Below are 24,698 nucleotides of genomic sequence, written 5' to 3' on the forward strand. Positions count from 1 at the left end.
TTTGAGGGCTTTTAAAATAGATATCTTCTGATTCGATGTTGTATTTGAGGGGAATGGACTTTATGACCTTGTTGGACTTGAAAACAACAACTCCATCTGACCAATCTGTATATAAAAAGGGTGTTCCTTCAACTTCTGCATATCTAGAATCTTTTCTTAAGGCAGTACCGGAAACATCGCTCATGTACACTTCTTGGGCTTGTGAATAGGCCGTCACTAGTAATAGTGCAGCTAGCATTGTCATTTTGGACGCGATTTTTAACAAAACTTTCATATCTAAAATTGCTTATGTCAAATTTAAAAAACCCGATTCGCAAATTTGCGAATCGGGAATGTAGGACTTTAAAAAGACCCTATAATTATATTATTATTGAATATAACCTGGATTTTGAGTAATTGGGTTAACATCTCTTTCTGCCTGAGGAATTGGTGCAAGTCTAAAGTCGTTAGTATATGGAATACTAGTGATGCTATAGGTGCCACCAACTCTGGTGATGTCTCTTTTTAACCTGGTTAGATCATAAGATCTATCGCCTTCAAAAGCAAGTTCTTTCCTTCTTTCCTGAACAATGTCATTGATCAGCTGTGCTCCAGTTGATGCATAGACTAGGGAAGGATCCCTTTGTGCCATCAAGGTATTCAGCAAAGTCAAAGCTCTAGGCTCGGTAGCGACACCAATTCTTGCTGAAGCTTCAGAAGCAATTAAATAAACCTCAGATAACCTCAATACTTTTTTGTCATCTCGATCGCCAGATACAGCCTTGTATTTATTTACAATGTATGCAACTGCTTCTCCACCGGCACGTGAGCCTACAGTAATTAAGCTTCTCCTTACGTCTGTAGCATTATATAAGTTATATAATGTTGGATTAACTAATAAATCACCATAACCAGCTTGTAGATACATATAGGCAAGTTCATCAGTTCCAACATTTAAAGTTGCATCAGCAGATACTTCGAATAAGGTTTCAAGCTTAGAAGTAGCAGGGTTACCAGCTACATTGCTCCAATATGAACCCAAATTAGCAGAAGTTGCCAAGGTAAAACCTCCATTTGTAATTACATCATTTGCAAAATCATAGGCTTGTTGATTAAGGCCTTGATACAAAGATGCTTTTGCGGCTAGAGCCCTGGCGGCATATTTGGAGAACCTGTTAGATCCAGTATACTGCGTCATTAAATTATAAGCTTGTAGCAAATCTGCCTGTATTAAAGCATAAACATCAGCCACTGAGCTTCTCGCAGGTTTTAGTTTAGGATCGTATTGGGTAACGATAGGTACACCAGGACCTGCTGGATTATCAGTATATGGCCTTGCATAAGTTCTAACTAAGTTAAAATACATCAATGCTCTAATGGCATAGGCCTCTCCCTTATATTGGTTTACGGCAGCACTACCGGTCACAGTAGCATTAATGATGTTGTTAGCTCTTAAGATTGCGGTATACGAATCTGTCCACATACCTGTATATTCTGTATTTGCCGAAGTAAATACATATTGATCCCAAGCAAAGAATCGACCCGAGTTTTTGGTAGAGATAAACACGTTATCTGCAGATAGATCACCTATTACCTGTATATTTCTGCCAAAAAGATTTGCTGCTCTTAAAGTAGCATATGTACCCCTAAGTGCTGCCAACATGTCACTTTCGGTGGCAAGGGCATCTTCTGGAGTGATTTGCGTATATGGCTTTTGATCTAAAAAATCTTTAGAACATGAGCCTAAAAGTCCTATTGCAAGAATACCCGAAAGTAGAACCTTATTCATTTTTAATTTCGTTTTCATTTTCTTCAAAAATTTTTAGTTAAAAACCTACATTGACACCAACTGTAAATGTTTTAGGAATGTAAACATCAAAGTTAGATCCTCCTCCAATTCCGCCTGCCTCAGGGTCCCAAGGAAGATTTTTATCTTTAACCCAAGTCAACAAATTCACACCTCTAACATAGATTTTAGCGCTAGATAACTTGATTTGGGATAAGAATTGCTTTGGTACGGCATACCCAAGCGTTACCTCTCTCAATCTAACATAGTCTCCTTTATAAATGAAACGATCAGATAAGCTATTTGAACTGTTTGCACCACCATAAACATATTTAGGAACATTGGTTTGGGTGTTTTGAGGGGTCCATCTAGCTAACTGGTAAGCAGTACGATTGAATGTAGCATTGTAGCCGTCAGATTGCGTGTAATTCGCCCATCCGTCACGAACTAGGTTGCCAAAATTATAATATAATAAAGCATCTAAACTAAATCCTTTATAGCTGAATGTAGAACCAAAACTTCCAAAATAAGAAGGAGAAGCAGAACCTACTACGCCACGTTTAGCAGAAGCATAGGTAGAAGTTGTAGCTGTTTTTGTCTCATCAGTATACCATAATGGCGCTCCATTGGTTGGGTTTACTCCAGCCCATAGTGGTACATAGAATGTTTGATAGTCTAAGCCTACTCTTCTGATGAATGGACTTGATAATTGTTCTTGGTTATTAACTAAGGTTAAGATCTTATTTTTATTATGGGAAATATTAAATGATGCATCCCACTTGAAGTCACCTGCTACTACTGGTGTTCCGTTTAATGTGACCTCATATCCACTATTTTTCATTGATCCGACATTGTTTACAAAGCTCGAAAATCCTGAAGTTCTAGAAAGGGGTTCATTTAACAATAAGCTACTGGTGGTACGGGTATACCACTCTAAAGTAACATTCAATCTTCCTTTTAGGAAGCTAGCATCAACACCAATATCAAGGGGTTTGTTTTCTTCCCAAGTTAAAGGAAGGTTACCTACCGTAACCGGGGCACTTCCGGTTAAGCCTTGATAGTTATAAGCCGCACCATATCCATATAAAGGTCTCCAATCATAATTACCTATATCGGCATTACCATTTTTACCATAAGATCCTCTTAGTTTCAATTGGTCTATCCAATTAACCGATTTAAAGAAATCTTCTTGGTCAATATTCCATGATGCACCAATAGACCAGAAATTACCATATCTGTTATCTGCACCAAAGCGTGAAGAACCATCACGTCTGAAAGATCCAGATAATACATACCTACCTTTATAAGAAACATCTCCTAACGCTAACATTGAAGCGAAGGTATAGTCACTGTTTGATCCAGTTGCTGTATTATATACAGAACCTGCTGAAGGAACAATGATATTGGTGTTCAATGGCAAGGTATAAGCTACAGTATTAGAGAAATAGGTTGAAGACTTTTGGGCCTCATAACCTGCTTTTAAATTAAAAGATAAAGATTCGTCAGATAGTGCCTTAAATGAGTAGTCAAATAAGTTTGTCCATACCCAATTGAAATAGCGAGTATAATATCTACCAGCCCTACCGCTATCGTTTCTACCATCTCCATGATAAGGGTTGTTATAGGTATCCTCTTCGTTATTGTTGTAATCGATACCGTATTTAGAGGTAAACTTCAAGTTAGGCAAGATTTGGTAAGAAGCTGAAAAGGAACCCAGGCCTTTAAAAAAGTTAGAGTTTCTTTTATCGTATTTTGCGATATATAATGGGTTGAACAAAGAACCTGGCGCAAAATATGAAGAAGTAATGTTTGGTGTAGTACCATCTGCCTCATAAGGGGCATAACTTGGCAAAAGGAAATAGGCAGTTAACACTGGGTTAGCAAATAAACCACCATTTCCAGGGCCTTTTTGGTTAGAGTTTGATCCCACCAAATTCGCGGTAAATGTTAATTTATCTGTTGCTTTATGTGTTAGGTTTACGTTTGCCGAATATCTATTGAATTCAGAGGCAATTACAGTTCCTTCTTGTTTGAAATAGCCCGCCGAAACATTAAACTGTGTTTTTTCATTACCACCATTAGCTGAAACGTTATATTGTGCCTGATTTCCGTCTCTGGTAACCTGATCGATCCAATTTGTATTTACTCCAGCACCTGTATTGAAGTTTGCATCAACAAAGGCACCTACGTTTGCAGGAGTTAATCCATAAGCAGTAACATAAGCAGGAGCGTTTAATAGGCCCTCAGCAGTAAGCTCTTTCCATTCTGAAGTGGTCAATGGCCTATTTCTTTCATTTAGATAGCCAACAGATGCTCTTCCATATTCTGCATCTACTCTTATCTTGGTAGCACCTGCCTTACCTTTTTTGGTGGTCACTACAATTACACCATTTGCCGCTCTTGCTCCATAGATTGATGCCGCAGAAGCATCTTTAAGAACGGTAATTGTTTCGATGTCATTCGGGTTGATCCCAGCTAGTGCATTCGCTGTGGTAGTTGCCCTAGACAAATCTCCACTGTTAATTGGAATACCATCAATTACATACAATGGGGCAGCTCCAGCGGTCATTGAACCAATACCCCTAATTCTAACCTGTTGAATAGATCCTGGTTGACCTGAACCTCCAATAGATTGAAGACCAGCCACCCTACCTTGTAAGGCTTTATCAAAAGAAGTTAGCGGTTGATTCTCTAGCTCTTCTCCGCCAATTTGGGTAACAGCTCCAGTTTGGGTTAATTTGGTTACAGTACCATAGCCTGTAACGACAACTTCTGTTAAAGCTTTAGAATCCGATTCCAAAGAAACATTGACCGTATTGCTAGATCCAATGTTTACCGTTTGGGAAACAAAACCAAGAGAAGTGATCTCTAGAGCAGAAACGGAGCCTTTTACTACTAAAGTGAATTTTCCGTTTGCATTGGTCGAAGCACCTATGCTTGACCCTTTTACTTTTACACTCACGCCTGGTAACGGCAGTCCATCTTCTTTCGAAGTCACCGTACCAGTAATTGTTCTATCTTGCGCCATTGCCGTAGTGGCAACAAATAGCAAGATGAACAAACTTTGTAGAAGTTTTTTCATAAATTAATAAAATTTATGATTATCTATTGCGAACTTATTAACGAATATGTCTGTGCTAAACCACGGTGATTGAGAAAACAAAGCTGGCGCTCTTTTATAACAAGAAACAATAACAAGGTTAAACAATAAAAGGAGAGTTTTAAATTAAATTTCATGAATGAACAAAAAAGAATTTCGGAAGTAATTAGCTTATGGAAGACAGACAAAAAGCAATACGTAAAAAGGTCTAGTTTTTCGGCATATGCGCTTTTAATCGAAAATCACTTGTTGCCCGTATTTGGAGATAAGTACATTGTTGAGGAAACAAGCGTGCAGGCTTTTGTATTTCAAAAGCTAGAGCAGGGGCTTAGCCAGAAATCCATTAAAGATATGCTAATTGTCTTGAAAATGGTAATCAAATTCGGCGCTAAAAACAAATGGTTAGAACAGAGGCCATTCGATGTTAAGTTCCCAACAGAACGGGGGAAAAATATCATTGAAGTGTTGAGCAGGGGCAATCAAAAAAAAGTAATGAACCACATACAAGAACATTTTACGTTTCGAAGCTTAGGCGTATACATTTGCCTTAGTGCAGGAATGCGAATCGGCGAGGTATGCGCACTTACTTGGGATGATATCGATACAGATATGGGAATTATAAGGGTTAGGAAGACCATACAAAGAATTTACCTTATAGAAGACGGCATTAAAAAGACAGAACTTATTATAGATACACCCAAAACTAAGAATTCCATTAGAGATGTTCCTATGAACAAAGATTTATTGAAAATGTTAAAACCCATCAAAAAAATTGTAAATGGTTCTTTCTTTGTGCTTAGTAATAGCGCAAAGCCAACTGAACCAAGATGCTATAATAATTTTTATAAAAACTTCATGAAAGAATTAGGTATGCCTGAACTAAAGTTCCATGGGCTTAGACATAGTTTCGCTACAAGATGTATTGAAAGTAAATGTGATTATAAAACAGTAAGTGTCTTGCTTGGACATTCGAATATCAGCACGACTTTGAACTTATATGTACACCCTAATTTAGAGCAAAAGAAAAAATGCATAGACCAAATGTTTAAAACATTAAAGTAATTTTAAACAGTCTGTGCTTTAAATCTCTATAGGTATTCAAAATACAGCCTATAAAACTTGGTCAATCTTATAAGATTGACCAAGTTTTATAGGCAAAATAACAAAAACAAAATTTTCTATTTATATGCAATATAAATGTCAAAAAACGTGCGGGCTTATCTAAAGCCATGATAAAAAGACCTATATCTTTCATCACAAGTTGACATTTTTTCAAAAAAACTGTTAAAAAATGTTAAATAAAGTTTGTGTTACATTTTTAATGTATCTATATTTAGCTATTAATTAATTATTAACTAACCTAAATTTTATTAATTTATGAAAAAACTTCTACAAAGTTTGTTCATCTTGCTATTTGTTGCCACCACGGCAATGGCGCAAGATAGGACAATTACTGGTACGGTGACTTCGAAGGAAGATGGACTGCCGTTGCCGGGTGTGAGTGTAAAAGTAAAAGGGTCAAATGCTGGTACTTCAACCGCAGCAAATGGCCGTTTTTCCCTAGTGGTAAAGGGAAATGTATCGGCTTTAGAGTTCTCTTCTCTAGGCTATCTTTCCCAAACAGTTAATGTAGGTTCATCTAATTCGGTGAACGTTTCATTAGTTGCAGATTCTAAAGCTTTAACAGAAGTTATTGTAACAGGTTATGGAGTGCAACAAAAAAGAGAGGTGACAGGATCTATCTCTCAAATTAAAGGCGATGCTTTCCAAGATCAGCCTATCCAATCATTTGACAAGGCACTTCAAGGTAGAGCTGCGGGTGTTCAGGTAAACTCAACAAGTGGTCAGCCAGGTGGTGGAATTTCTGTAAACATTAGGGGTACAGCTACGATCAATGGTTCTACCCAACCGCTATATATTGTAGACGGAGTACAAATGAACTCTGGAGGTGTATCTGGTCAAACGTCTGTAAATACACTTGCTTCAATTAATCCTAATGATATCGAATCAATCGAGATTTTAAAAGATGCTGCTTCTGCTGCGATTTACGGATCATTGGCAGGTAATGGTGTGGTGTTAATTACGACCAAAAAAGGTAAAGCTGGTAAATCTGTAATTAGGGCATCTGCTCAAATTGGTAATGCTAAGCAATACAATCCTTACGACATATTGGATGCTGCAACTTGGTATAAGTTACGTGTTGAAGCTTTCGAAAACCAATATGTAAGGGCAGGGTTTTCTGCTGCAGAGGGAGCGGCAGCAGCGGCGGCAGCTACATTCCCAGCTGGTGTGCCTGCAGTAATTGAAAATTACAATTGGATTGACGCTGTTTCTCAAACGGGTAAAAATAGTCAGTACGATTTATCTGTTTCAGGTGGTGACGCCAAAACGAAGTTCTTTATATCTGGCTCTTTTAATAACAATGATGGAACGATTTTATCGTCTAATTATAAAAGAGGTACGTTTAGGGCAAATTTAGACCATACCATATCAGATAAATTTACTGTTTCTGCCTCATTAAGTCTTGCGGGTTCTAAAGCAATAGGTCCAGGTACTACCGCTGGATTTTTCACGAATACTCCTTTTACTGGCGCATTATTAACTGCACCAATAAATAAAGTATACAATGCTGATGGTACATTTAATACTAATTTTATTGGAACAAACAGCCAGAACTCGGTTCAAAATTTGGTTCAAGAGATTAGAAAGGCAGGTACTTTTCAAACGGTAAGTAACTTGGCTTTGACCTATAAAATAATGCCAGGTTTATCTGCAAAAGTATTTGGTGGTATTGATTTTTCTGATGTTAACGACCTAAACTACAGACCAGCTACTTTATCTGCAGCGGCAGGAACAGTAGGTTCTGGAGCCGAGCAGTTTAGAAGGAATATTAACTATACTACAACAGGTACCGTTAATTATGCGAAAACCATTGGTGATCACAACCTAAGCGCACTAGCTGGGGTTGAATTCAGAGAAGTTACAGGTACTGTATTGAGTGGCACAGCTCAAGGTTTTGCCAGTCCGGTTATCTCCTTGCTTAGTGGGGCTTCTACTCCTACCGCTACCACTTCAAGCTTTACAGGTTATAGAACGGCAGGTATCTTGGGTAACGTAAAATATGATTATAAAGGCAGGTACCTTTTCTCAGGAAACGTGAGATATGATGGATCTTCTAGATTTGGAGCAAATAAGAGATTTGGTTTATTCTATGGTGTATCCGGAGGATGGAGGGTCATTGATGAGGATTTCATGAAAGACCAAAAAGTAATGAGCGATCTAAAATTAAGGGCAAGTTACGGTGAAACAGGTGTTCAGCCTACAGATAACTTTGGGGTATTGGCTCTTTATGGAAATGGTGGTCAATATGGTAACCCTGGTCTTTCAGGGGGCTTAAGGCCAATCCAATTACCTAATCCTGATCTTACTTGGGAGGTTTCTAAGCAAGTAAACTTTGGTTTGGATCTAGGGTTCTTAAAAAACAGAATTACTTTATCATTTGATATTTACCGTAAAACCAATTCAGACCTTATTTTGGGAAGAACATTGCCTGGCGACTCTGGCTTCGGATCGATTAATGAAAATGCTGGTAAAGCGAGAACAGAAGGTATCGATATTGATTTGAATACCCGAAATGTTGAAACAAAAGATTTGCGTTGGACAACAAACTTCAACATTGCATTTAATAGGAATAAATTACTTCAATTGAATAATGGACTTACCAATATTTCAGACTTTTTCTATACTGTTGGGATGCCTTTATATCAAATCTTCACTTATAAATATGCAGGTGTAAATCCGGCTGATGGTAGGGCAATGTATTATGATAAAAATCAAAATATTACTTATAACCCAACCCTAGCTGATAGACAATATATAGGTGATCAAAACCCTGACTTCTTCGGAGGTTTTACTAATACGATCTCTTATAAAGGAATTACTTTAGACTTCATGTTTCAATATCAGTATGGTAACTATTCATACATTCAAAGTGCTCAATATATTGAACAATCAGGAAGTATAGCTAACAATCAGTTGGTTTCTCAATTACAGAGATGGACTACTCCAGGACAACTAACTGCAGTTCCAAGACCATTTCAAGGACAAGTTGAACCGGGTTCTCTTTCAATGATTACTTTTTCAAGCAGGTTTGTTGAAAGAGCCTCTTACATTCGATTGAAACAAGCGAACCTAAGTTATAGAATACCAGAAAAAATTACACAAAAAATTAGAATTCCTAATGTTACGGTAAGCCTTCAAGGATTGAACTTGTTAACGTTTACAAATTACAGAGGCGATGATCCTGAAAACTCAGGTAATAACTTGAATTTCTATCCTAATCCAAGAGTTATTTCTGGTGGTTTAAGTGTTCAATTTTAAAATATAGAAATGAAAAAGAAATTATTAATATATGTTGTTGCAGGTCTAATGATTTCTGTGACTTCTTGTAAGAAACTAGTGGAACTAAACCCGCAGAACTCTGTTACTCCAGAGGTTGCATTGAAAGATGTGGATGGGTATCAATCTGTTTTGATCTCTGTTTATGATCGTATGCAGGATTATGCCTACTATGGAAGAGATATGGCAATTATGGGTGACGCTCTAGCGGATAATATATTTACAGCTACAGCAATATCTAGTAGTAGATACAATACGCAAAATTTGAACACTAGAGGCGCTCAGTACAATATTTGGGCAAATGCTTATTCTGCTATCAACGAGCTGAATAACATCATTGCGGGTATTGATGGTTTGGCAGATGTGCCTGCTACTAAAAAAGCTTTGCAAGTTAAGGTTAAGGCAGAGGCTTTGGCTTTAAGGGGATTGATATACTTTGATATAGCTAGGATTTATGGTTACGAACCTAATATGATACCTACTACCGGTACCAATGCAGGCTTTAATAAAAGTGCTGTATTAAGGTTGAAACCTACGAAACTGGCATCAGAGGCTACTTTACAGTCTAGAGCTACAGTTCTTGAGGTTTATAATAATATTGAAAAAGATTTATTAGCCTCTATTGCTGCATTCGCTAATCTTGCTGTTGTTGATCCAACTACTTCGCGTGTGCCAACCAATCCATTCAGGGTTACAGAGAGTTTCGCGCACGCACTTTTAGGTAAAGTTTATTTATACTGGGGCGGAAAGGATGCTTTAGCAGTACAAGAGTTTGATAAAGCGCTTTCTCCAACCATTGTTTTTGCTAAACTTTCTGGAGCTGGAAATGCGGCTGCTGATTTTAAAAAGGTTCCCCATCCGGAATCGTTGTTTGAATTGAACTATGTTCAATCAGTAGAGGTAACGGGTGTTACAGGAAGTAATAATGGTTTGTTTACTTACACTCAACCAACTGGAACCAATGCTAGTAACCTAGCTACTTTTGGAGGTCAGACTGTTTCTAACGAGTTATTTGCTTTGTTTGAGACAGCTGATGATAGAAAAGCATTGATCTTTAATGCCCGTACTTCAACTAATGCTGTTTTTTATAACTGGTGTAATAAATACTCTGGATCTAATGGAGCTTATACGGATAATGTGAAAATGATGAGGTATTCGGATGTTTTATTGATGAAAGCAGAAGCATTGGCTAATCAAACTCTTTATGGAGATGCAGCAGCACTTGTGGTTCAATTGCGTACAGCTCGTAATGCTACAACCGCTGGGGTACCTGCAACGGCGGCAATTGTTGATTATATCCAAAATGAGAGAAGAAGAGAATTATTCTTTGAAGGACATAGATGGTTCGATCTAAAACGTTTGGGTAGAACAATTACAAAACCCGCTCAAGCTGCTTCTGCTTTGCCTGTGTTATACACCGATTACAGGTTATTGGCACCACTACCAAGTGGAGAAGTCTCGTTGAATCCAGCATTACCACAAAATCCTAATTATTAAAAGAAGTTATGTTAAGAAAATATATTATTTACCCTATAGTTTTATTTGTTCTAGGAACAATGTTTATAGGGTGCCTTCCTGAAAAATCAGAAACGGCATTAATCTATAACGGACCCGTAGTTACAGAGATTAAGAACTTTACCTTTGGCCAGCAGGCATCTGTATTGAGTGCCAAGGGGGTTTCGACACTTGCGGGTACCCAAACAGATTCGACTAGAACTGTGATGTTAAATGTTAGAGGAACTGATAGTATTTTAGTCCAATTAGTTGGACCACAAAGCGCAGCTCCAATCGACGTAAATTTTAGAGTAAGATCAACTAGCACTGCCGTTGAAGGTACGCACTATACTTTTAATCCAGTTGGCGCCAGAAAAGTGACTTTTGCTCCGAACACATCATTAGCTTATATCAAGTTGAACTTGGTTCCTAACAGCTTAACAACTGTTGGAGACCAAAGAACAGTAATTGTAGATTTATTATCGGACGGCAACATTAAGCCTAATCCGAATTTTAATAAGTTTATAGTAACATTGAGACGATAACTAAACTAAATTCAACAGCTAGTAGCAAAAAACTACTAGCTGTTTTTTTATTATATGTAATATGAAAAAGATCTTTTATCCCATAGCATTATTAATAATATTGAGTTCAATAAAGTCCTTCTCTCAGGAAAATTATGATAGAACGAAAGTCTTTATCGGTAGTATGGTTTCCGGATCTCCGTCCGATATCTTTGGTAGACGTGATGTAGAGGGTTCGCCATTTTTATATGATGATTGGAATAAAGGCATTATTAAAATGGACAATAACGCGGTCTATAAAGATGTTGAATTGAAATATAATGTATTAGATGATGTATTGTATTTTTTGGGAGAAAAGGATGCGACCATGAAATTCTTAAAGCCGGTAAAGGAATTTGTAATATTGATTAACGGCAAGCCAAAAGTATTTAGAAATGGTTTTAATGATTTTGGCAAATTTAATAAGGATTCTTTTTATGAAGTGCTGGCTGATGGAAATGTTTTGCTCCTGAAGAAGAATACGAAAAGAATTGGGGAAAAAAGAGAATATAACTCTGCCGTCACAGTTAACTATGTGATAGATAAAGCAGATTACTTCTTATATCTTGATGGTAAGATGCTGGAAGTAAAAAAGAGTAAAGATTTCTTGGATTCTTTTCCTCGTAAAAAATCAGAGATGGAAAAGTTTGCTTCACAAAACAAAATAAACTTTAAGAATGAAGCAGACCTTATAAAGCTGGTGGATTATTATAACAGCAAGTAAACACCTATTTCCTGTCTACACTATACTTTCCGGGCCCAATAAAAATAAGACCAAAGAAAACAATCCCAAGTTCTATGGCGTGGGAAGCTCCAGAAAGGCCATCACCTTTGCCAAAGTGAACCAGGGCGGCAATAATCATGGTGAATACCAGTAAGATATTTACGGGGCGGAAAAATAATCCCAAAATTAACAGAAAGCCCCCTAAACCTTCTGATATGGCCGCCATAAAGCCCCAAAACATAGGTAGGAAATTTATATTGATCACCTTCATACTACCACCTAATCCTGCCCATTTTTCTGGCCCTCCCATAATTTTTGGAAGTCCATGGACCATCATCATTATGCCTATGCCTATTCTTAAGATTAATAGACCTGTATTGCGGTATTTGCCTAAATTATCAAAAATTGCCATTGCTGTTAATATTTAAGTTGAACGTTATGATTTTCTACGGTCAAAGATACAGTTTTGCCTAAAACCATTGCCCTGTTATCTGCAATGTGCCCTGTTGGAAAATGGAAGCATACGGGATAATCATATTGAGCTACCAACTCCCAGATTACTTCTTCCGGTGTTTGGCCAAATGGAATTTTTTCTTCTTCAATTTCATTAAAAGCACCTACAATCAGTCCTTTTAGCCTAGCTAATTTCCCGTTTCTATACAATATCCGCATCATTCTATCAATGGAATATTCGTGTTCTCCCACATCTTCTATAAAAAGGATTTTATCGGTATAGTCCATTTCGGATTCGGAGCCTTCTACTGCAATAAGTAAAGAAAGGTTCCCTCCAATGAGCACCCCTTTTGTTTCGCCGTATCTCCCCTTAAAATCGCTCTGGTAGGTGTAGTTATTAGGCAGGCCAAATAAGGCCTTTCTAAGGCTCTCTAAAGCTTCAGGAGTGCTGTCAGCAAAGGTGTAGGGCATTTGACCATGTATGCTTTGGGTATTTAGTTTTGCCAAGGCGTGGGAAAGGAGGATGGTAATGTCGCTAAAGCCAATTAACCATTTTGGATTTTCATTGAAACGGGTAAAGTTTAACTTATCGATAATTCGGATTGTTCCATAGCCTCCTCTGCCTGCAATAATGGCTTTAATGCTAGGATCATCTAAATACTGCTGTAAATCTGTAGCACGAAGTTCATCACTTCCTGCAAATTGGTGGTATGAAGCGGTTATGGTCTTTCCCAATACAACCTCTAATCCCCATTCTTGTAAGACGGCAATACCTTGATCTATACTGGCAGGTAATTTTTTTGCGGGACATACAATGGCAATTTTATCTCCCTTTTTTAAATATGCTGGCTGCTTAATCATTTTTAAAACACTTATCTTTGCCAAAATAAATAAATAGTTTTGGATAACAGTAAAATTAAAAGATATACCGTAACGGCTGCATTGCCCTACACTAATGGTCCAGTTCATATTGGTCACCTGGCTGGTGTTTATCTGCCTGCTGATACCTATGTAAGGTATCTAAGGTCTAATAAAAGGGAGGTGAAGTTTATCTGCGGGTCTGATGAGAACGGAGTGCCGATTACGCTCAAAGCCAAGAAAGAAGGGGTAACGCCTCAAGAAATCGTAGACCGATATCATAAAATCATTGGCGATTCATTTAGGGAGTTTGGCATATCTTTCGATATCTATCACCGTACTTCCTCATTGACCCATCACCAAACAGCTGAAGATTTCTTTGAAAAGCTGTATAATGATGGGGTGTTTACCGAGGAAATTACCGAGCAATATTATGATGAAAAAGCGCAGACTTTTTTGGCAGATAGGTATATTACGGGAACTTGCCCAAAATGCGGAAATGAAAATGCCTACGGTGATCAATGCGAAAGTTGTGGGAGCACATTGAATGCTACCGATCTGATCAATCCAAAATCAACCCTTTCTGGCGAACCACCTGTACGTAAGGAAACCAAAAACTGGTTTTTGCCCCTCGACCAATATGAAGATAAACTGAGGGCATATATCGAAAGCCATAAAGAATGGAAACCCAATGTTTATGGGCAATGTCAAAGTTGGCTAAATGCAGGCTTACAGCCAAGAGCCATGACTAGGGATCTAGATTGGGGAGTAAAGGTTCCGGTTAAAGGTGCAGAGGGTAAGGTATTGTATGTTTGGTTCGATGCCCCTATTGGCTATATTTCGGCAACAAAAGAACTGAGCAACTATGGAAAGATGGGCATATGGAATCCAATAGCCGAAGAATATTATATCAATCAGATTAATACCACAAGTTTTGATTGGGAAGATTACTGGAAAGATGAGGAAACTAAATTAGTCCATTTTATAGGAAAAGATAATATTGTTTTCCACTGCATCATCTTTCCGGCGATGTTGATGGCGCACGGAGGCTATACTTTGGCTGATAATGTACCTGCAAATGAATTTCTTAACCTAGAAGGACAAAAAATATCTACTTCCAAGAACTGGGCGGTATGGTTAAATGAATATCTTGAAGAATTCAAGGATAAACAAGATATATTGCGCTATGTGCTTACAGCTACAGCCCCAGAGACCAAGGACAATGATTTTACATGGAAAGATTTTCAGGCTCGTAATAACAATGAGCTGGTAGCTATCCTGGGCAATTTTGTTAATAGGGTAACGGTACTTACCCATAAATATTTTGATGGTAAGGTACCAACCTTAATGGAGCTCACCGATGTGGATAAGGCTGTTATAGAAGAGTTGCAGGGCTATCCGGCAAAGATCAGCTCATCTATTGAAAATTATCGCTTTAGAGAGGCTTTGGCAGAGGTAATGAATGTAGCCCGTTTGGGTAATAAATACCTGGCGGAAACTGAGCCATGGAAAGTGATCAAGACCGATGAAGATAGGGTACGTACCATTTTAAATATTGCCCTGCAGATTGCGGCTAATATAGAGATCCTGATAGAGCCATTTCTGCCTTTCACAGCTGATAAATTAATGAAAATGCTGAACTACGGAGGTCATATCTGGGAAGATGCCGGATCTATTCATCTATTGAAAAGAGGCCATCAACTGAATGAGCCCGTTTTGTTGTTCAGCAAAATTGAAGATGAAGAAGTACAGGCACAAATAGATAAGCTAAATCGCAGCAAATTGGCCAATGAAACAAATGCCGTGGTGAGCCCGGTAAAAGAAAATATCCAATTTGAGCAGTTTGGTGCGATGGATATTCGAGTAGCGACAATTGTAGCAGCAGAAAAAGTAGAAAAGACCAAGAAATTGCTGAAATTGACACTTGATACCGGACTGGATGAGCGTACGGTAGTGTCGGGCATTGCAGAATATTATAAGCCTGAAGATATTATTGGACAGCAGGTGAGCCTATTGGTTAATTTGGCACCTAGGGAAATAAAAGGTATTGTTTCGCAAGGCATGATTTTAATGGCCGAAGATTCCGAAGGCAAATTGTCTTTTGTGAGCCCTGTCCAAAAAACAAATAATGGTGCAGTAATTCGTTAATTGCTGCAAACACAATATTGCGGTAATATGGAGCATAATTATTTGCAGGATTTCAGTAGGATAAGCTTGGCTTTTTTCAAGGGCCTGGGCTTATCAACAAATACGGCAACGCTGGTTAATACTTTTGTATTGCTGGCGTTAACTATTGCGATCACTTATTTGATCCATTATGTAGTTAAGCGTATCCTGCGGTTAATTGTCATCCAGACCATTCGAAAAACCGACTTGGCCTTCTTTAAATATTTATTAGAGAACAAGATCCCACATTATTTGTCGCTCATTGCCCCACTTATTGTGCTTTACTTGGCCATGCCAGTGGTTTTTCATGACTATCCGCAATTTGCAAAATTATTAAAGGTACTATGCGATATCTATCTTGTTATTGTGGTCATTTGGATCATAATGGCCTTTATAAAGGTTGGAGGAGATTTATTAAAGGAAAGCCCAGGTTTTAGGGGTAAACCCATAGATAGCTACTTACAAGTAATACGCATCATCTTATATCTGATGGGTACAGTGGTGCTTTTCTCCAACCTTACGGGAAAATCGCCCGTGGCCTTTTTTACAGCCATGGGAGCCATTTCTGCAGTGCTACTACTCATGTTTAAAGATACAATTATGGGCTTTGTAGCAAGTATACAGGTAACTACTAATGATATTGTACGCATAGGCGACTGGATTACCATGCCAAAATACGGGGCCGATGGCGATATTCTGGAAATCAACCTGACCACCGTAAAGGTCCAGAATTTTGATAAGACCATTACCACTATACCTACGTATTCCCTAATTTCAGATTCCTTTCAAAACTGGCGGGGAATGAGGCAGTCGGGAGGGAGAAGGATTAAGCGGGCGGTCTATATCAAACAATCAAGTATTCACTTTGTTAAACAGGATGAACTCGAAAGGTTTGAGAAAATACAATTATTGGCACCCTATATACAGCATCGTCAAAAAGATATAGAAAAGCATAATCAACGCATTGGTGCTGATAAGAGTTTATTAATAAATGGAAGAAACCTAACCAATGCGGGCCTGTTCAGAAAATATATTGATAGTTATATTTCTAACCATTCTGGCACAAATAAGAAAATGAATATCATGGTGAGGCAATTGGCACCTACACCACAGGGATTGCCCATTGAGGTGTATGTTTTTGCCAATACCATTGTTTGGGCAGAATATGAGTACATCATGGCCGATATATTCGATCATATTATTGCTGCTGCACCCTACTTTGATCTACAGGTTTATGAAATGGAAGGTTCGGGGGACATCAAGCATGTTGAAATGCGTAATATTTAACATTTCTGTTTAATTTCCCTATTTAAAGCTTTAATAAATTTATATATTTGCGACCATAACCTGGCCCTGTAGTTCAACGGATAGAATAGAAGTTTCCTAAACTTTAGATAGCAGTTCGATTCTGCTCGGGGCTACAAAAAAGCCATCAATCGTGTTTGACTGATGGCTTTTTTATGTTTTAACTGTATAGAATTGACAATATACACCATCTTTTCATCTATAAAATATATGGAGCATTTCTTATTCCGTATCCTACTTTAAAGAGGTAGGATGCTAATTATCTAATTGCCTCAAATACCTATTTTCTATTTTTGTAAAACTTTTCCAGGCTTCTGCTATTTTATAAGTAGTGGCTATTTGTATCGCCATGATTAAAAATTAGAGATATGGGTATGAATGAAAAGTTAGGGAAAGCACATATTCCCCCACAAGAGATTGGCGAAAAGATGGATGTAGTGGAAAAACGCGTATTTGACGATGAAGCCACTGCAATAGCATTTTTTCAATTGGTCAGAACCAGGTTATTGGATGTCAATCGCTGGGCTTCATTGGCTGGCACTGAAATGTCCAGCTTTCAATTGACAAATACTCATGGTAACCCAGTTGAACGTTTAGCAGAAGAAGGTGACTACCTGAAAATTGATATACCAGGACCGGGGACTAAAATTGGAAAAGGCTATGATTGGGTATTGGTAGAGGCTATTATTGAAGAACAAGAAGTAGGCATGGAAGCAGTGACCTTGAGGGCCAGACCTGCACCTAATCCGCTCTCAAAAAGTAACGATACGGCACATTTCTTAACTGAACAGGCTTCTTCCACTTTTCAGGTCAAACGTATAAGAAAGAATATTTATGCTGAAGAACATGGCCGAAACGAACAGGCGAATACTTATACCGTCAATACAATTGACAATGTTCGTAATATGCTGGTTGGGTGGGCAGCTATGGTTGGGTTTTCTTATCCCCAGTGGAAATCATTGGTAACTGGCTTGCTGGCCTGAGCTCGATAATTTGCTTGTCTGTTCAAAAAACGTACTTGAAATGGGCAACTGTTTTAACTAGAATATGATATAAATTTACCCAAACCCCTCGATAAGGTTAAAAGAGGCTGCAAAGGCTTATTGTGTGGGGATATTTGGCCGCACATCGACAAAAATGTATCGATGTATGATACTTTTTCAATCCATCAATTTCCATTTAGTCAACTAATCTTGTTAAATACTCGAAAGCCCGCAAGAGATAGTTTGCAAATAGCTTATCATGGTCTACTAAAAGGGATAACGTTTTTAAACGTATCCCTTTTTTCTTTTAGATGTTATTTCCCTTTTAGTTGGTCAACGTAAAATTATCGGTGTGTGCGACCGTCTGTCTGCCAGTAACCATTGAGCATTTCATAACTTCAGTTATAACATTAGAAGTTGGAGCAACAATAATGGTATGATCGGCAATGCTTAATCATCAAACGTTAACTTAATACTGCTCAATTATTTGATATCGTTGCTTTGCGTGAATTTTGCTGGACAGTTAGCTCATCATCTATTTTTTTTAGCACATATTTTAACGCATCCGTTTCAACCTCAATATCCGGTTTAATACCATGCTTATCAATTTTATATCCTTTATGAGAAATGTAATCATTAACGGGAATAAATAAGCTAAGATCTTTGTCTATGTGAAATCTTCGTCCGCTTAATGCGGCGCCTGCAGTTTTTTTACCGACCAGTTGTCCAATATTGTTTTCCCTAAGTCCTTGGATCAAAACTTCACTAGTACTGGCTGTATTTTCGTTACATAAAATATAAACTTTTCCCCTGAAATAACTTTTACCAGGAAGCGACCTAATGTAAAGTCCATTTCGATTTTTTGCCATGCTGTAAAATTCTTCAAGGGTTCCGAAATTAAATTCATTGAACTCGTCATAATCATGGATAATGGGAGGTGTTTTATGTTCCTTATACCAGTTTTTGTTTGGGAATACTCCCCCTGTTACCGCTTTATCAGAGAGATAGGACATAAGTGGTAATGCGGTTTCATTAGATCCCCCAGCATTATCACGTAAATCAATAATCAAGGTTGAATATTGATTATTCTCAATTTTTTCGATTAATGTATCTATCGTTAGCCTATCTCCCTCAAATGATTTTATTTTTAATAGGCAGCTCGATTTATCAATCGAGCTAAGGGAGAAATTAGTTTTATTTTCTTGTTCTTTACGGTTGGCAATAAGGTTATAATGTGTAAAAGGAAAATCACGGGCAATGGCATAAAATCCGGTTTGGAGCTCAAGTTTATCTTCCATCTTCCCACTGGAAGCAATTAGCCTGCTTTTAAAATTTTTCCAATCCTTGCTTTTTAGAAAACTGGGATTAAACAGGTGCTCTTCTGTCAGATTTATAATCTTTAAAACGATTTCCTCATAATTCTCACTTTTAGGATATTCATTTTTGTAACCTTTTATCACTTTTATGGGTTTTTCTAGCTTGTTCAACAATGTTATTACTATTGAATCTCCAGTTATTTTACCATAACAGTTGTTTTGTGAGAAGAGGTTGTAATAAACTCCTTTGAAAATAGAGGGATTTTTCGTGTCGAATGTACCTTCGAAATGGATAATCTCAGGATACTTTAAAGGGCTGGCCATTTTGATGAGCTTATATTTTAATGCTCCCACGTAGTCGTGTAAAGCATCCTTTCTTGTTTTACCTGTTATGTTGTTGCCGATTATCGTAGTGCTGATGGTAAAGTCTAGATTTTTAGGGTCAGCCATTGTCCACGTTGTTTGTGCTTTGGTGTAAATAGAAGTGATAAACGGGACGATTAACAGAAAATATTTCTTCGAATTTCTTTTCATTTTTTTGGATTTTATTTGCTGCAAGTATACTCGGCAATGGTTTATAGCTAAAGCAATCTGGCTTCAAATAAGGATTTTTATAGCTGAAATACGGGTATAACCTAGCCTTATATCAAATTCTTTTATCTTTGCTCGATATGAATTCTGGCAAGATTGAAATCAAGCAGTTTGTCTTCTCTAAAATCTATCATTTTTTAATATTCCCCCTTCTGGCGGTTTTGGTTGATCAGATCAATATGTTGAATAATGCAGAGAGAAGCCCGATCAGGAGTATCAGCGGTGGGGGAATATTTAATTATATTATTTTTTTTTCTGGTAACTTGTTTCTATTTGAGATCATCACAATTGGCATATTCTCTTTTCTGCTCCGATTTTATTACAAGAGATTTAAACTTGATCATGTGGGGCTGACATTGAAGCAGTTGATTATTTACGAATTGAAGTGGATCCCGTTATTTATATTCTCCATTTTTATCTTTGGTCCGATAACAAATTTTTTTAGGTACCTGGTGGTCTTCTTTCCCTTTTATGGTTGGTCGAGATATTTTCCAGAATTCGTATTTACCGGATCGATGTTTCTGAATTACCTATTTCCCATTCTACTATGGGGATTTGTCATTGTGAATATCAACCTTGTCTGGAGTTATCTATCTTTTAACAAAAAAAGTAAGGAGCAAGCTTCTTCAAATATAGTACAGCCAGCTATGGATCATTATCTTAAAACGATAGAATGTTATGATAATAAAGGTTCAACGATGCTAAGTGTCGATGATATCTGTTGGTTTGAGGTTATTGAAAAAGCTTATTATGCTAATCTTCAGGACTCAAAGTACCAGGTTAAAAAAACAATCTCAGAATTGGAAGAAAATCTAGATCCGTTAAAATTTTTCAGAATCAATCGATCACAGCTTGTCAATCTCCAATATATTAAGAGCTATAGTTATTGGGAATTTGAAAAGTACATTATCAAATTGTACTCGCAAGATCTTGAATTCCTCATCACCAGAAAAAGATATAAATCTCTTAAAAGTATACTTGAAAAATCACGTTTGGTATTCGGCCCGAAGAATCAGGAATTATAGCTATGCTTTTGTTGATGTAAGGTAATTATCAAGCAATTGTTTTAGATAGAGTTCGGGTTTGGGCATTTTTACGATCGTACCTGGCTCCTTATCCTGTGACTGTTTAATATAGGCAGCCTTGATCTTGCCCCAATCTTTGGAATAGAGTTTAATAAATAGTTCTACAAAATCTTTATCTGTATATTTTTTAGGCAGTTTTTCAAGTACCGCTGCAATCTTTTCTTCTTTCTTATTTAATACTGCCATATGGATTATTTTTTGCGTAAAAATAAGGGAATTAAATTGACCAAAGGAAACTATTTCATCAGCGTTGTATTAAAGCCCACAAAAAGCTTAAATAAATTTTCATAAACGGTAAAAGGTAGGGTGCTGGCTTTATCAAAAACATCATGATAGGCCGTAATGCCACCTTGGGTGTAAAGAAAAAATGAAGGTACGCCTTTCTCGCTAAAAAAATAATGATCGCTGTTGGCGGCTTTACCACGAGGATTAATTTTAACTAAAAACTTATTTTCGTCATTTATTTTATTGAGCAGCGCAAATTCTTTGGTATGAACGGTAGCATTGACCACTGTTGCACCAGTTTCTCCCGTGCCTACCATGTCTACGTTGAATAGAAAACGGATATTCTCTAATGGAATTAGGGGATTTTCTGTAAAATATTTAGAACCCAATAAACCTGCCTCTTCTGCGGCAAAACAGATAAAGGCAATGCTATATTTTGGGGGATTGGCGGCATAATATTTGGCCAGGCTCAATAAAAATGAGACACCACTGGCATTGTCGTTGGCACCCGGAAAATAAATCTTGTTGCCCATCCCGCCTAAATGGTCATAATGAGCTGTAATTACAATGACAGAATCGGGCACGGAGGTTCCTTTTACTATTCCACAAACATTAGCCGCACTGAAATTAGAAATGTATTGATTTTCTATGTCGACTTTTATATGGGTGGGTATAGCTGTTAAGGTAGCTTTGTTAAGCTCAATGAGGGTATATTCGAGCTCTTTTTGAGATACAGACCAAGTTAATTTTGGTTGTAAGCTAAGGGTTATTTTACTGGATTTACCGACAAAAGTGGTACTGTCTATAGGTAAAAGCTGATCTGTGACGTTAATTCCCTTGCTGGACTGATGAACAATAAAATCTTTGCCGGGCTCTAATTTTTTGCCATTAATACTTAATATGACCTTGCCAGGAAAAGTATTTACGGGAAAAGAAAAATGTTGCTGGTAGCTTCCGCCATTCATGGGCAATAAGCCGAAGGTTTTGAATTCGTTTTCGATAAACCCGGCCGCTTTTGCCATCCCATTTTTAGTATAGCCACGACCCCAATATTTTGAGGAGGTAAGTTCTTTTAAGGTGTTTTGGGCATAGGTTAAATCTTGTGCTGAACAATACACGCCAATAACTAAGAACAGCAGAAGGAAGACGATACGTGTCATAAAAAAGCTTTGTGCTGGCAATATATATAATCGCATGCACAAAGCTTATGAGTCTGATCTAATTTCTTAAAGAGTTTTATCCTTTAAGTAGGTATGAATTAATGATCTTGGTAATCTCTTCTTTGTTTTTGACTGATGACCATTTTTCTTTTACCGATTGGGCATTGGCTGCAAAGAATTTTTCATAAAGCAGTTTGTTGTCTACTTTGGGCGCAAGCTTGATCACCGTATTGCTTGCAAAAACATGGTCCCAAATGTCGCGGGCATCTTTCCAAAAGCTTTGGTTTGTTTTCCACCATTCTTGGGCGTAGCCAAAAGATTTAGGATCGACTTTTACAAATTCCTCTAGACCTTTTTCCTGAGCTAATAATTTATCGCCAGTAGGGGTGCGGACAATTTTTTTATTGTCTTGTTCAAACATCCAACCATTTGGAGTAAGATAAACGAAGTTGCGACGATTGAGTACATTGTAGTCGCTACGTTCGGTATGTTCACGGCGAGGCAGCGGAGAATCTGAATTACTGATCCATTGTGATCTGCCATCTACATGTACCCAGCTACCTATTGCTTGATAACGAGGACTGTCATCTACCTGATATACTTTCTGAGTCCATTTTCCTTTAGTTTCTTCTGGCTTTAAAGTTATATTTTTCCAAGTGTCTTCTTTATCGAAAACCAAGATTTTTGGATCTTCATAGGTCCAATCTTCACGCCAGTGTTTAATGATCATGCTGTCGCCTCTCATGACCAAAAGATGTTGTATCACAATTTTCTTGGGCGAATCTTCAACAATGATGGCAATTTCTTTTGCCGAAGATCGATGCCTATCGTGAAATTTGTAATCGTCATCAGGTGAAAAGGTTTCAGCGTAGTTAAAGGTAACCTTGTAAAAGCCTGCCAATGATTTTATGGCATTGCGGTCTTGATCAAATTTGTTTTGAGCAGACACAAATAAGACCGATAAAAGTAAGGCTATGGACAGTTGTATTTTTTTCATCATTATTTAATTTTATGGAGTTATTTAGAATGTTTCCAGATTAGTACAAATTAACAACCAATATTTTTATCAAACAAATTATTTTTAATTATTCTAAATAAATTTAATGGTGTTTCGATTTAGATTTTTTTCTTCTTCCCGACCAAATGATAAAACCTGTAATAGGCAAAGAGGCAGTAATAAAACTAGCGCAAAAGGCTAATATTTTTCCTGGCAAACCTAAAATGGCACCCACATGTATGTCGTAGTTCATCCCAATAAGTCTTTCGCCAGCATTTTTAGATTGGTAAGTTCTGTTGTTTAATAATTTTCCGCTGTATTGGTCAAACTGCATATCGTTAGAATCATAATAGGTTTCTTCGCCTTTGTATGCATTAGCATAAATGACGCCTTCTGCACCAATAGCTGGGCTTATTCCAATTTTTTTTGCCCTTGGATAAAGTGTCTTTGCGGTTTCAAAAGCAATGTCAAATGCATTGGCCGATTTGGCGTATAAAGTATCCGATTTGAAAGCTTTGGTATCGGGAGGAGTTACACTTAATGAGGCTGCAGCATAAACGGTACTTTGAAACCATTGAAAAGCCCATACCAATCCGGTTAAGGCCAAGGTAAGGGCAATAAGAAGGGCATAAAATCCGGGGACATTATGAAGGTCATAGTTTAGTCGTTTAAACTTGGCAGTCCATTTTATTTTGAAACTCTTATCTACATTGGATTTTTTTAGGTTTTTTGGCCACCAATGGATCATTCCGGTAATCAGTAAAATGACGAATATGATGGTGGACCATCCGATGATCTGTTGCCCGATAGGGTGGTTGATGAGCAAACTCCAGTGCAACATTTTAACAATGTTGAAAAACTCGTATTTATAATGAAATACTTTGGTGACTTCACCAGTATAAGGATTAAGATGTGCCGAATCATAATAATCGACCGCATCGAAATAAAAAAAAGCATTAGGGTCTCCACTTTTAAAGGCACCAAATTCCCAGGTTTTATGGGGGTCTGGATAGGTGGTAATAAAATTGATGGCTTTCCCTTTTAGGGCCATTTCAGCTTTGTCCTTAAGCACACTGATAGGCAGTGGCTTGGCTTGGCTTGTGGTGGGTTCTACGTAAAGCCGTTTACCATAGATGAGTGAAGTGATTTCAGTTTGGAAAACATAAATGCATCCAGTTAATGCAATAAATATGACCATAATACCCGCACCAATGCCTAGCCATAAGTGTAGCCAATCGCTTAACCTGCGAAATACAGATTTCTTGTTTTTTTTGATAGTTTTTGTTTTGCTTAAGCTCATCAACTTTTATAAGAAACAAACCAACCACGGGTTAAAGGATGGTTGGTTCACTATTTTTAGACTGTCTCTTATACACATCTGACGCTGCCGACGATCGAGCCAAAAAAAGATTTTTGGGGGGGGGGGGGGGGGGGGGGGGGGGGGGGGGGGGGGGGGGGGGGGGGGGGGGGGGGGTGGGGGGGGGGGGGTGGTGGGGGGGGGGGGGGGGGGGGGGG

Annotated in this window: 19 protein-coding genes and 1 tRNA gene; 10 read left to right on the forward strand and 10 right to left on the reverse strand. The window is 37.8% G+C overall.

The genetic code is table 11. From position 1 onward, the window contains the following. The 3 genes from JHD79_RS19005 to JHD79_RS19015 form a co-directional block, all read right to left on the reverse strand. On the reverse strand, nucleotides 1-244 hold a 244-nt coding region (locus JHD79_RS19005), incomplete at its 3' end, for a hypothetical protein (protein WP_199120940.1). 123 nt (nucleotides 245-367) lie between these two features. After that, a complete protein-coding gene (locus JHD79_RS19010) occupies nucleotides 368-1,786 on the reverse strand; it encodes a RagB/SusD family nutrient uptake outer membrane protein (RefSeq protein ID WP_199120941.1) in 1,419 nt (472 codons plus the stop codon). A gap of 19 nt (nucleotides 1,787-1,805) precedes the next feature. Then, on the reverse strand, nucleotides 1,806-4,847 hold the full coding sequence (locus JHD79_RS19015; protein WP_199120942.1) for a TonB-dependent receptor: 3,042 nt from the start codon (nucleotides 4,845-4,847) through the stop codon (nucleotides 1,806-1,808). Between the two features lie 153 nt (nucleotides 4,848-5,000). Here JHD79_RS19015 and JHD79_RS19020 point away from each other — a divergent pair, with 153 nt between their 5' ends. The 5 genes from JHD79_RS19020 to JHD79_RS19040 all read left to right on the forward strand — a co-directional run bounded on the left by JHD79_RS19020 (nucleotide 5,001) and on the right by JHD79_RS19040 (nucleotide 12,044). After that, nucleotides 5,001-5,927 carry a site-specific integrase gene (locus tag JHD79_RS19020; protein WP_199120943.1) on the forward strand — a complete coding sequence of 309 codons (927 nt, stop codon included), beginning with the start codon at nucleotides 5,001-5,003 and terminating at the stop codon, nucleotides 5,925-5,927. Between the two features lie 315 nt (nucleotides 5,928-6,242). Then, nucleotides 6,243-9,245 carry a TonB-dependent receptor gene (locus tag JHD79_RS19025; RefSeq protein ID WP_199120944.1) on the forward strand — a complete coding sequence of 1,001 codons (3,003 nt, stop codon included), beginning with the start codon at nucleotides 6,243-6,245 and terminating at the stop codon, nucleotides 9,243-9,245. A gap of 9 nt (nucleotides 9,246-9,254) precedes the next feature. Further along, nucleotides 9,255-10,760: a RagB/SusD family nutrient uptake outer membrane protein gene (locus tag JHD79_RS19030; protein WP_199120945.1), complete on the forward strand. Its 1,506-nt coding sequence runs from the start codon at nucleotides 9,255-9,257 to the stop codon at nucleotides 10,758-10,760. Nucleotides 10,761-10,819: 59 nt separating this feature from the next. Continuing rightward, nucleotides 10,820-11,302 carry a hypothetical protein gene (locus JHD79_RS19035; RefSeq protein WP_199120946.1) on the forward strand — a complete coding sequence of 161 codons (483 nt, stop codon included), beginning with the start codon at nucleotides 10,820-10,822 and terminating at the stop codon, nucleotides 11,300-11,302. A gap of 61 nt (nucleotides 11,303-11,363) precedes the next feature. After that, the gene (locus JHD79_RS19040) at nucleotides 11,364-12,044 is read left to right on the forward strand and encodes a hypothetical protein (RefSeq protein ID WP_199120947.1); all 681 of its coding nucleotides are present in this window, start codon (nucleotides 11,364-11,366) and stop codon (nucleotides 12,042-12,044) included. Between the two features lie 4 nt (nucleotides 12,045-12,048). On the opposite strand, the gene JHD79_RS19045 is transcribed toward JHD79_RS19040, so the two are convergent. Then, a complete protein-coding gene (locus JHD79_RS19045; protein ID WP_199120948.1) occupies nucleotides 12,049-12,456 on the reverse strand; it encodes a DoxX family protein in 408 nt (135 codons plus the stop codon). Between the two features lie 5 nt (nucleotides 12,457-12,461). After that, nucleotides 12,462-13,358, reverse strand: coding sequence for an LD-carboxypeptidase (locus JHD79_RS19050; RefSeq protein ID WP_199120949.1), 897 nt, complete (start codon nucleotides 13,356-13,358; stop codon nucleotides 12,462-12,464). Nucleotides 13,359-13,397: 39 nt separating this feature from the next. Here JHD79_RS19050 and metG point away from each other — a divergent pair, with 39 nt between their 5' ends. From metG to JHD79_RS19070, 4 genes are all read left to right on the forward strand, one after another. Continuing rightward, nucleotides 13,398-15,503 carry a methionine--tRNA ligase gene (metG, locus tag JHD79_RS19055; RefSeq protein ID WP_199120950.1) on the forward strand — a complete coding sequence of 702 codons (2,106 nt, stop codon included), beginning with the start codon at nucleotides 13,398-13,400 and terminating at the stop codon, nucleotides 15,501-15,503. Nucleotides 15,504-15,530: 27 nt separating this feature from the next. Then, the gene (locus JHD79_RS19060; protein WP_199120951.1) at nucleotides 15,531-16,808 is read left to right on the forward strand and encodes a mechanosensitive ion channel family protein; all 1,278 of its coding nucleotides are present in this window, start codon (nucleotides 15,531-15,533) and stop codon (nucleotides 16,806-16,808) included. A 62-nt stretch (nucleotides 16,809-16,870) separates the two neighbouring features. Further along, nucleotides 16,871-16,942: transfer RNA gene (locus tag JHD79_RS19065), tRNA-Arg, on the forward strand. Between the two features lie 258 nt (nucleotides 16,943-17,200). Next, nucleotides 17,201-17,809: a hypothetical protein gene (locus tag JHD79_RS19070; RefSeq protein WP_233164787.1), complete on the forward strand. Its 609-nt coding sequence runs from the start codon at nucleotides 17,201-17,203 to the stop codon at nucleotides 17,807-17,809. Between the two features lie 479 nt (nucleotides 17,810-18,288). Here JHD79_RS19070 and JHD79_RS19075 read toward each other — a convergent pair whose 3' ends face one another. After that, a complete protein-coding gene (locus JHD79_RS19075; protein WP_370583359.1) occupies nucleotides 18,289-19,479 on the reverse strand; it encodes a S41 family peptidase in 1,191 nt (396 codons plus the stop codon). A gap of 317 nt (nucleotides 19,480-19,796) precedes the next feature. Between JHD79_RS19075 and JHD79_RS19080 the strand changes: the two genes are divergently transcribed. Beyond that, the gene (locus JHD79_RS19080; RefSeq protein WP_199120954.1) at nucleotides 19,797-20,741 is read left to right on the forward strand and encodes a LytTR family DNA-binding domain-containing protein; all 945 of its coding nucleotides are present in this window, start codon (nucleotides 19,797-19,799) and stop codon (nucleotides 20,739-20,741) included. Here JHD79_RS19080 and JHD79_RS19085 read toward each other — a convergent pair whose 3' ends face one another. From JHD79_RS19085 to JHD79_RS19100, 4 genes are all read right to left on the reverse strand, one after another. Further along, nucleotides 20,742-20,987 (reverse strand): hypothetical protein, encoded by a 246-nt coding sequence (locus tag JHD79_RS19085; protein ID WP_199120955.1) that lies wholly within the window; start codon nucleotides 20,985-20,987, stop codon nucleotides 20,742-20,744. It abuts the gene before it with no gap. Between the two features lie 50 nt (nucleotides 20,988-21,037). Continuing rightward, the gene (locus tag JHD79_RS19090) at nucleotides 21,038-22,222 is read right to left on the reverse strand and encodes a M28 family metallopeptidase (protein ID WP_233164788.1); all 1,185 of its coding nucleotides are present in this window, start codon (nucleotides 22,220-22,222) and stop codon (nucleotides 21,038-21,040) included. 40 nt (nucleotides 22,223-22,262) lie between these two features. Then, entirely contained in the window at nucleotides 22,263-23,186 is a 924-nt protein-coding gene (locus tag JHD79_RS19095; protein ID WP_199120957.1) for a DUF6607 family protein, read from the reverse strand. A gap of 100 nt (nucleotides 23,187-23,286) precedes the next feature. Then, on the reverse strand, nucleotides 23,287-24,483 hold the full coding sequence (locus JHD79_RS19100; RefSeq protein ID WP_199120958.1) for a PepSY domain-containing protein: 1,197 nt from the start codon (nucleotides 24,481-24,483) through the stop codon (nucleotides 23,287-23,289). Nucleotides 24,484-24,698: the final 215 nt, after the last annotated feature.

This window comes from Pedobacter sp. ASV28 (assembly GCF_016428855.1).
In the GTDB taxonomy this organism is placed as follows: Bacteria; Bacteroidota; Bacteroidia; order Sphingobacteriales; family Sphingobacteriaceae; genus Pedobacter.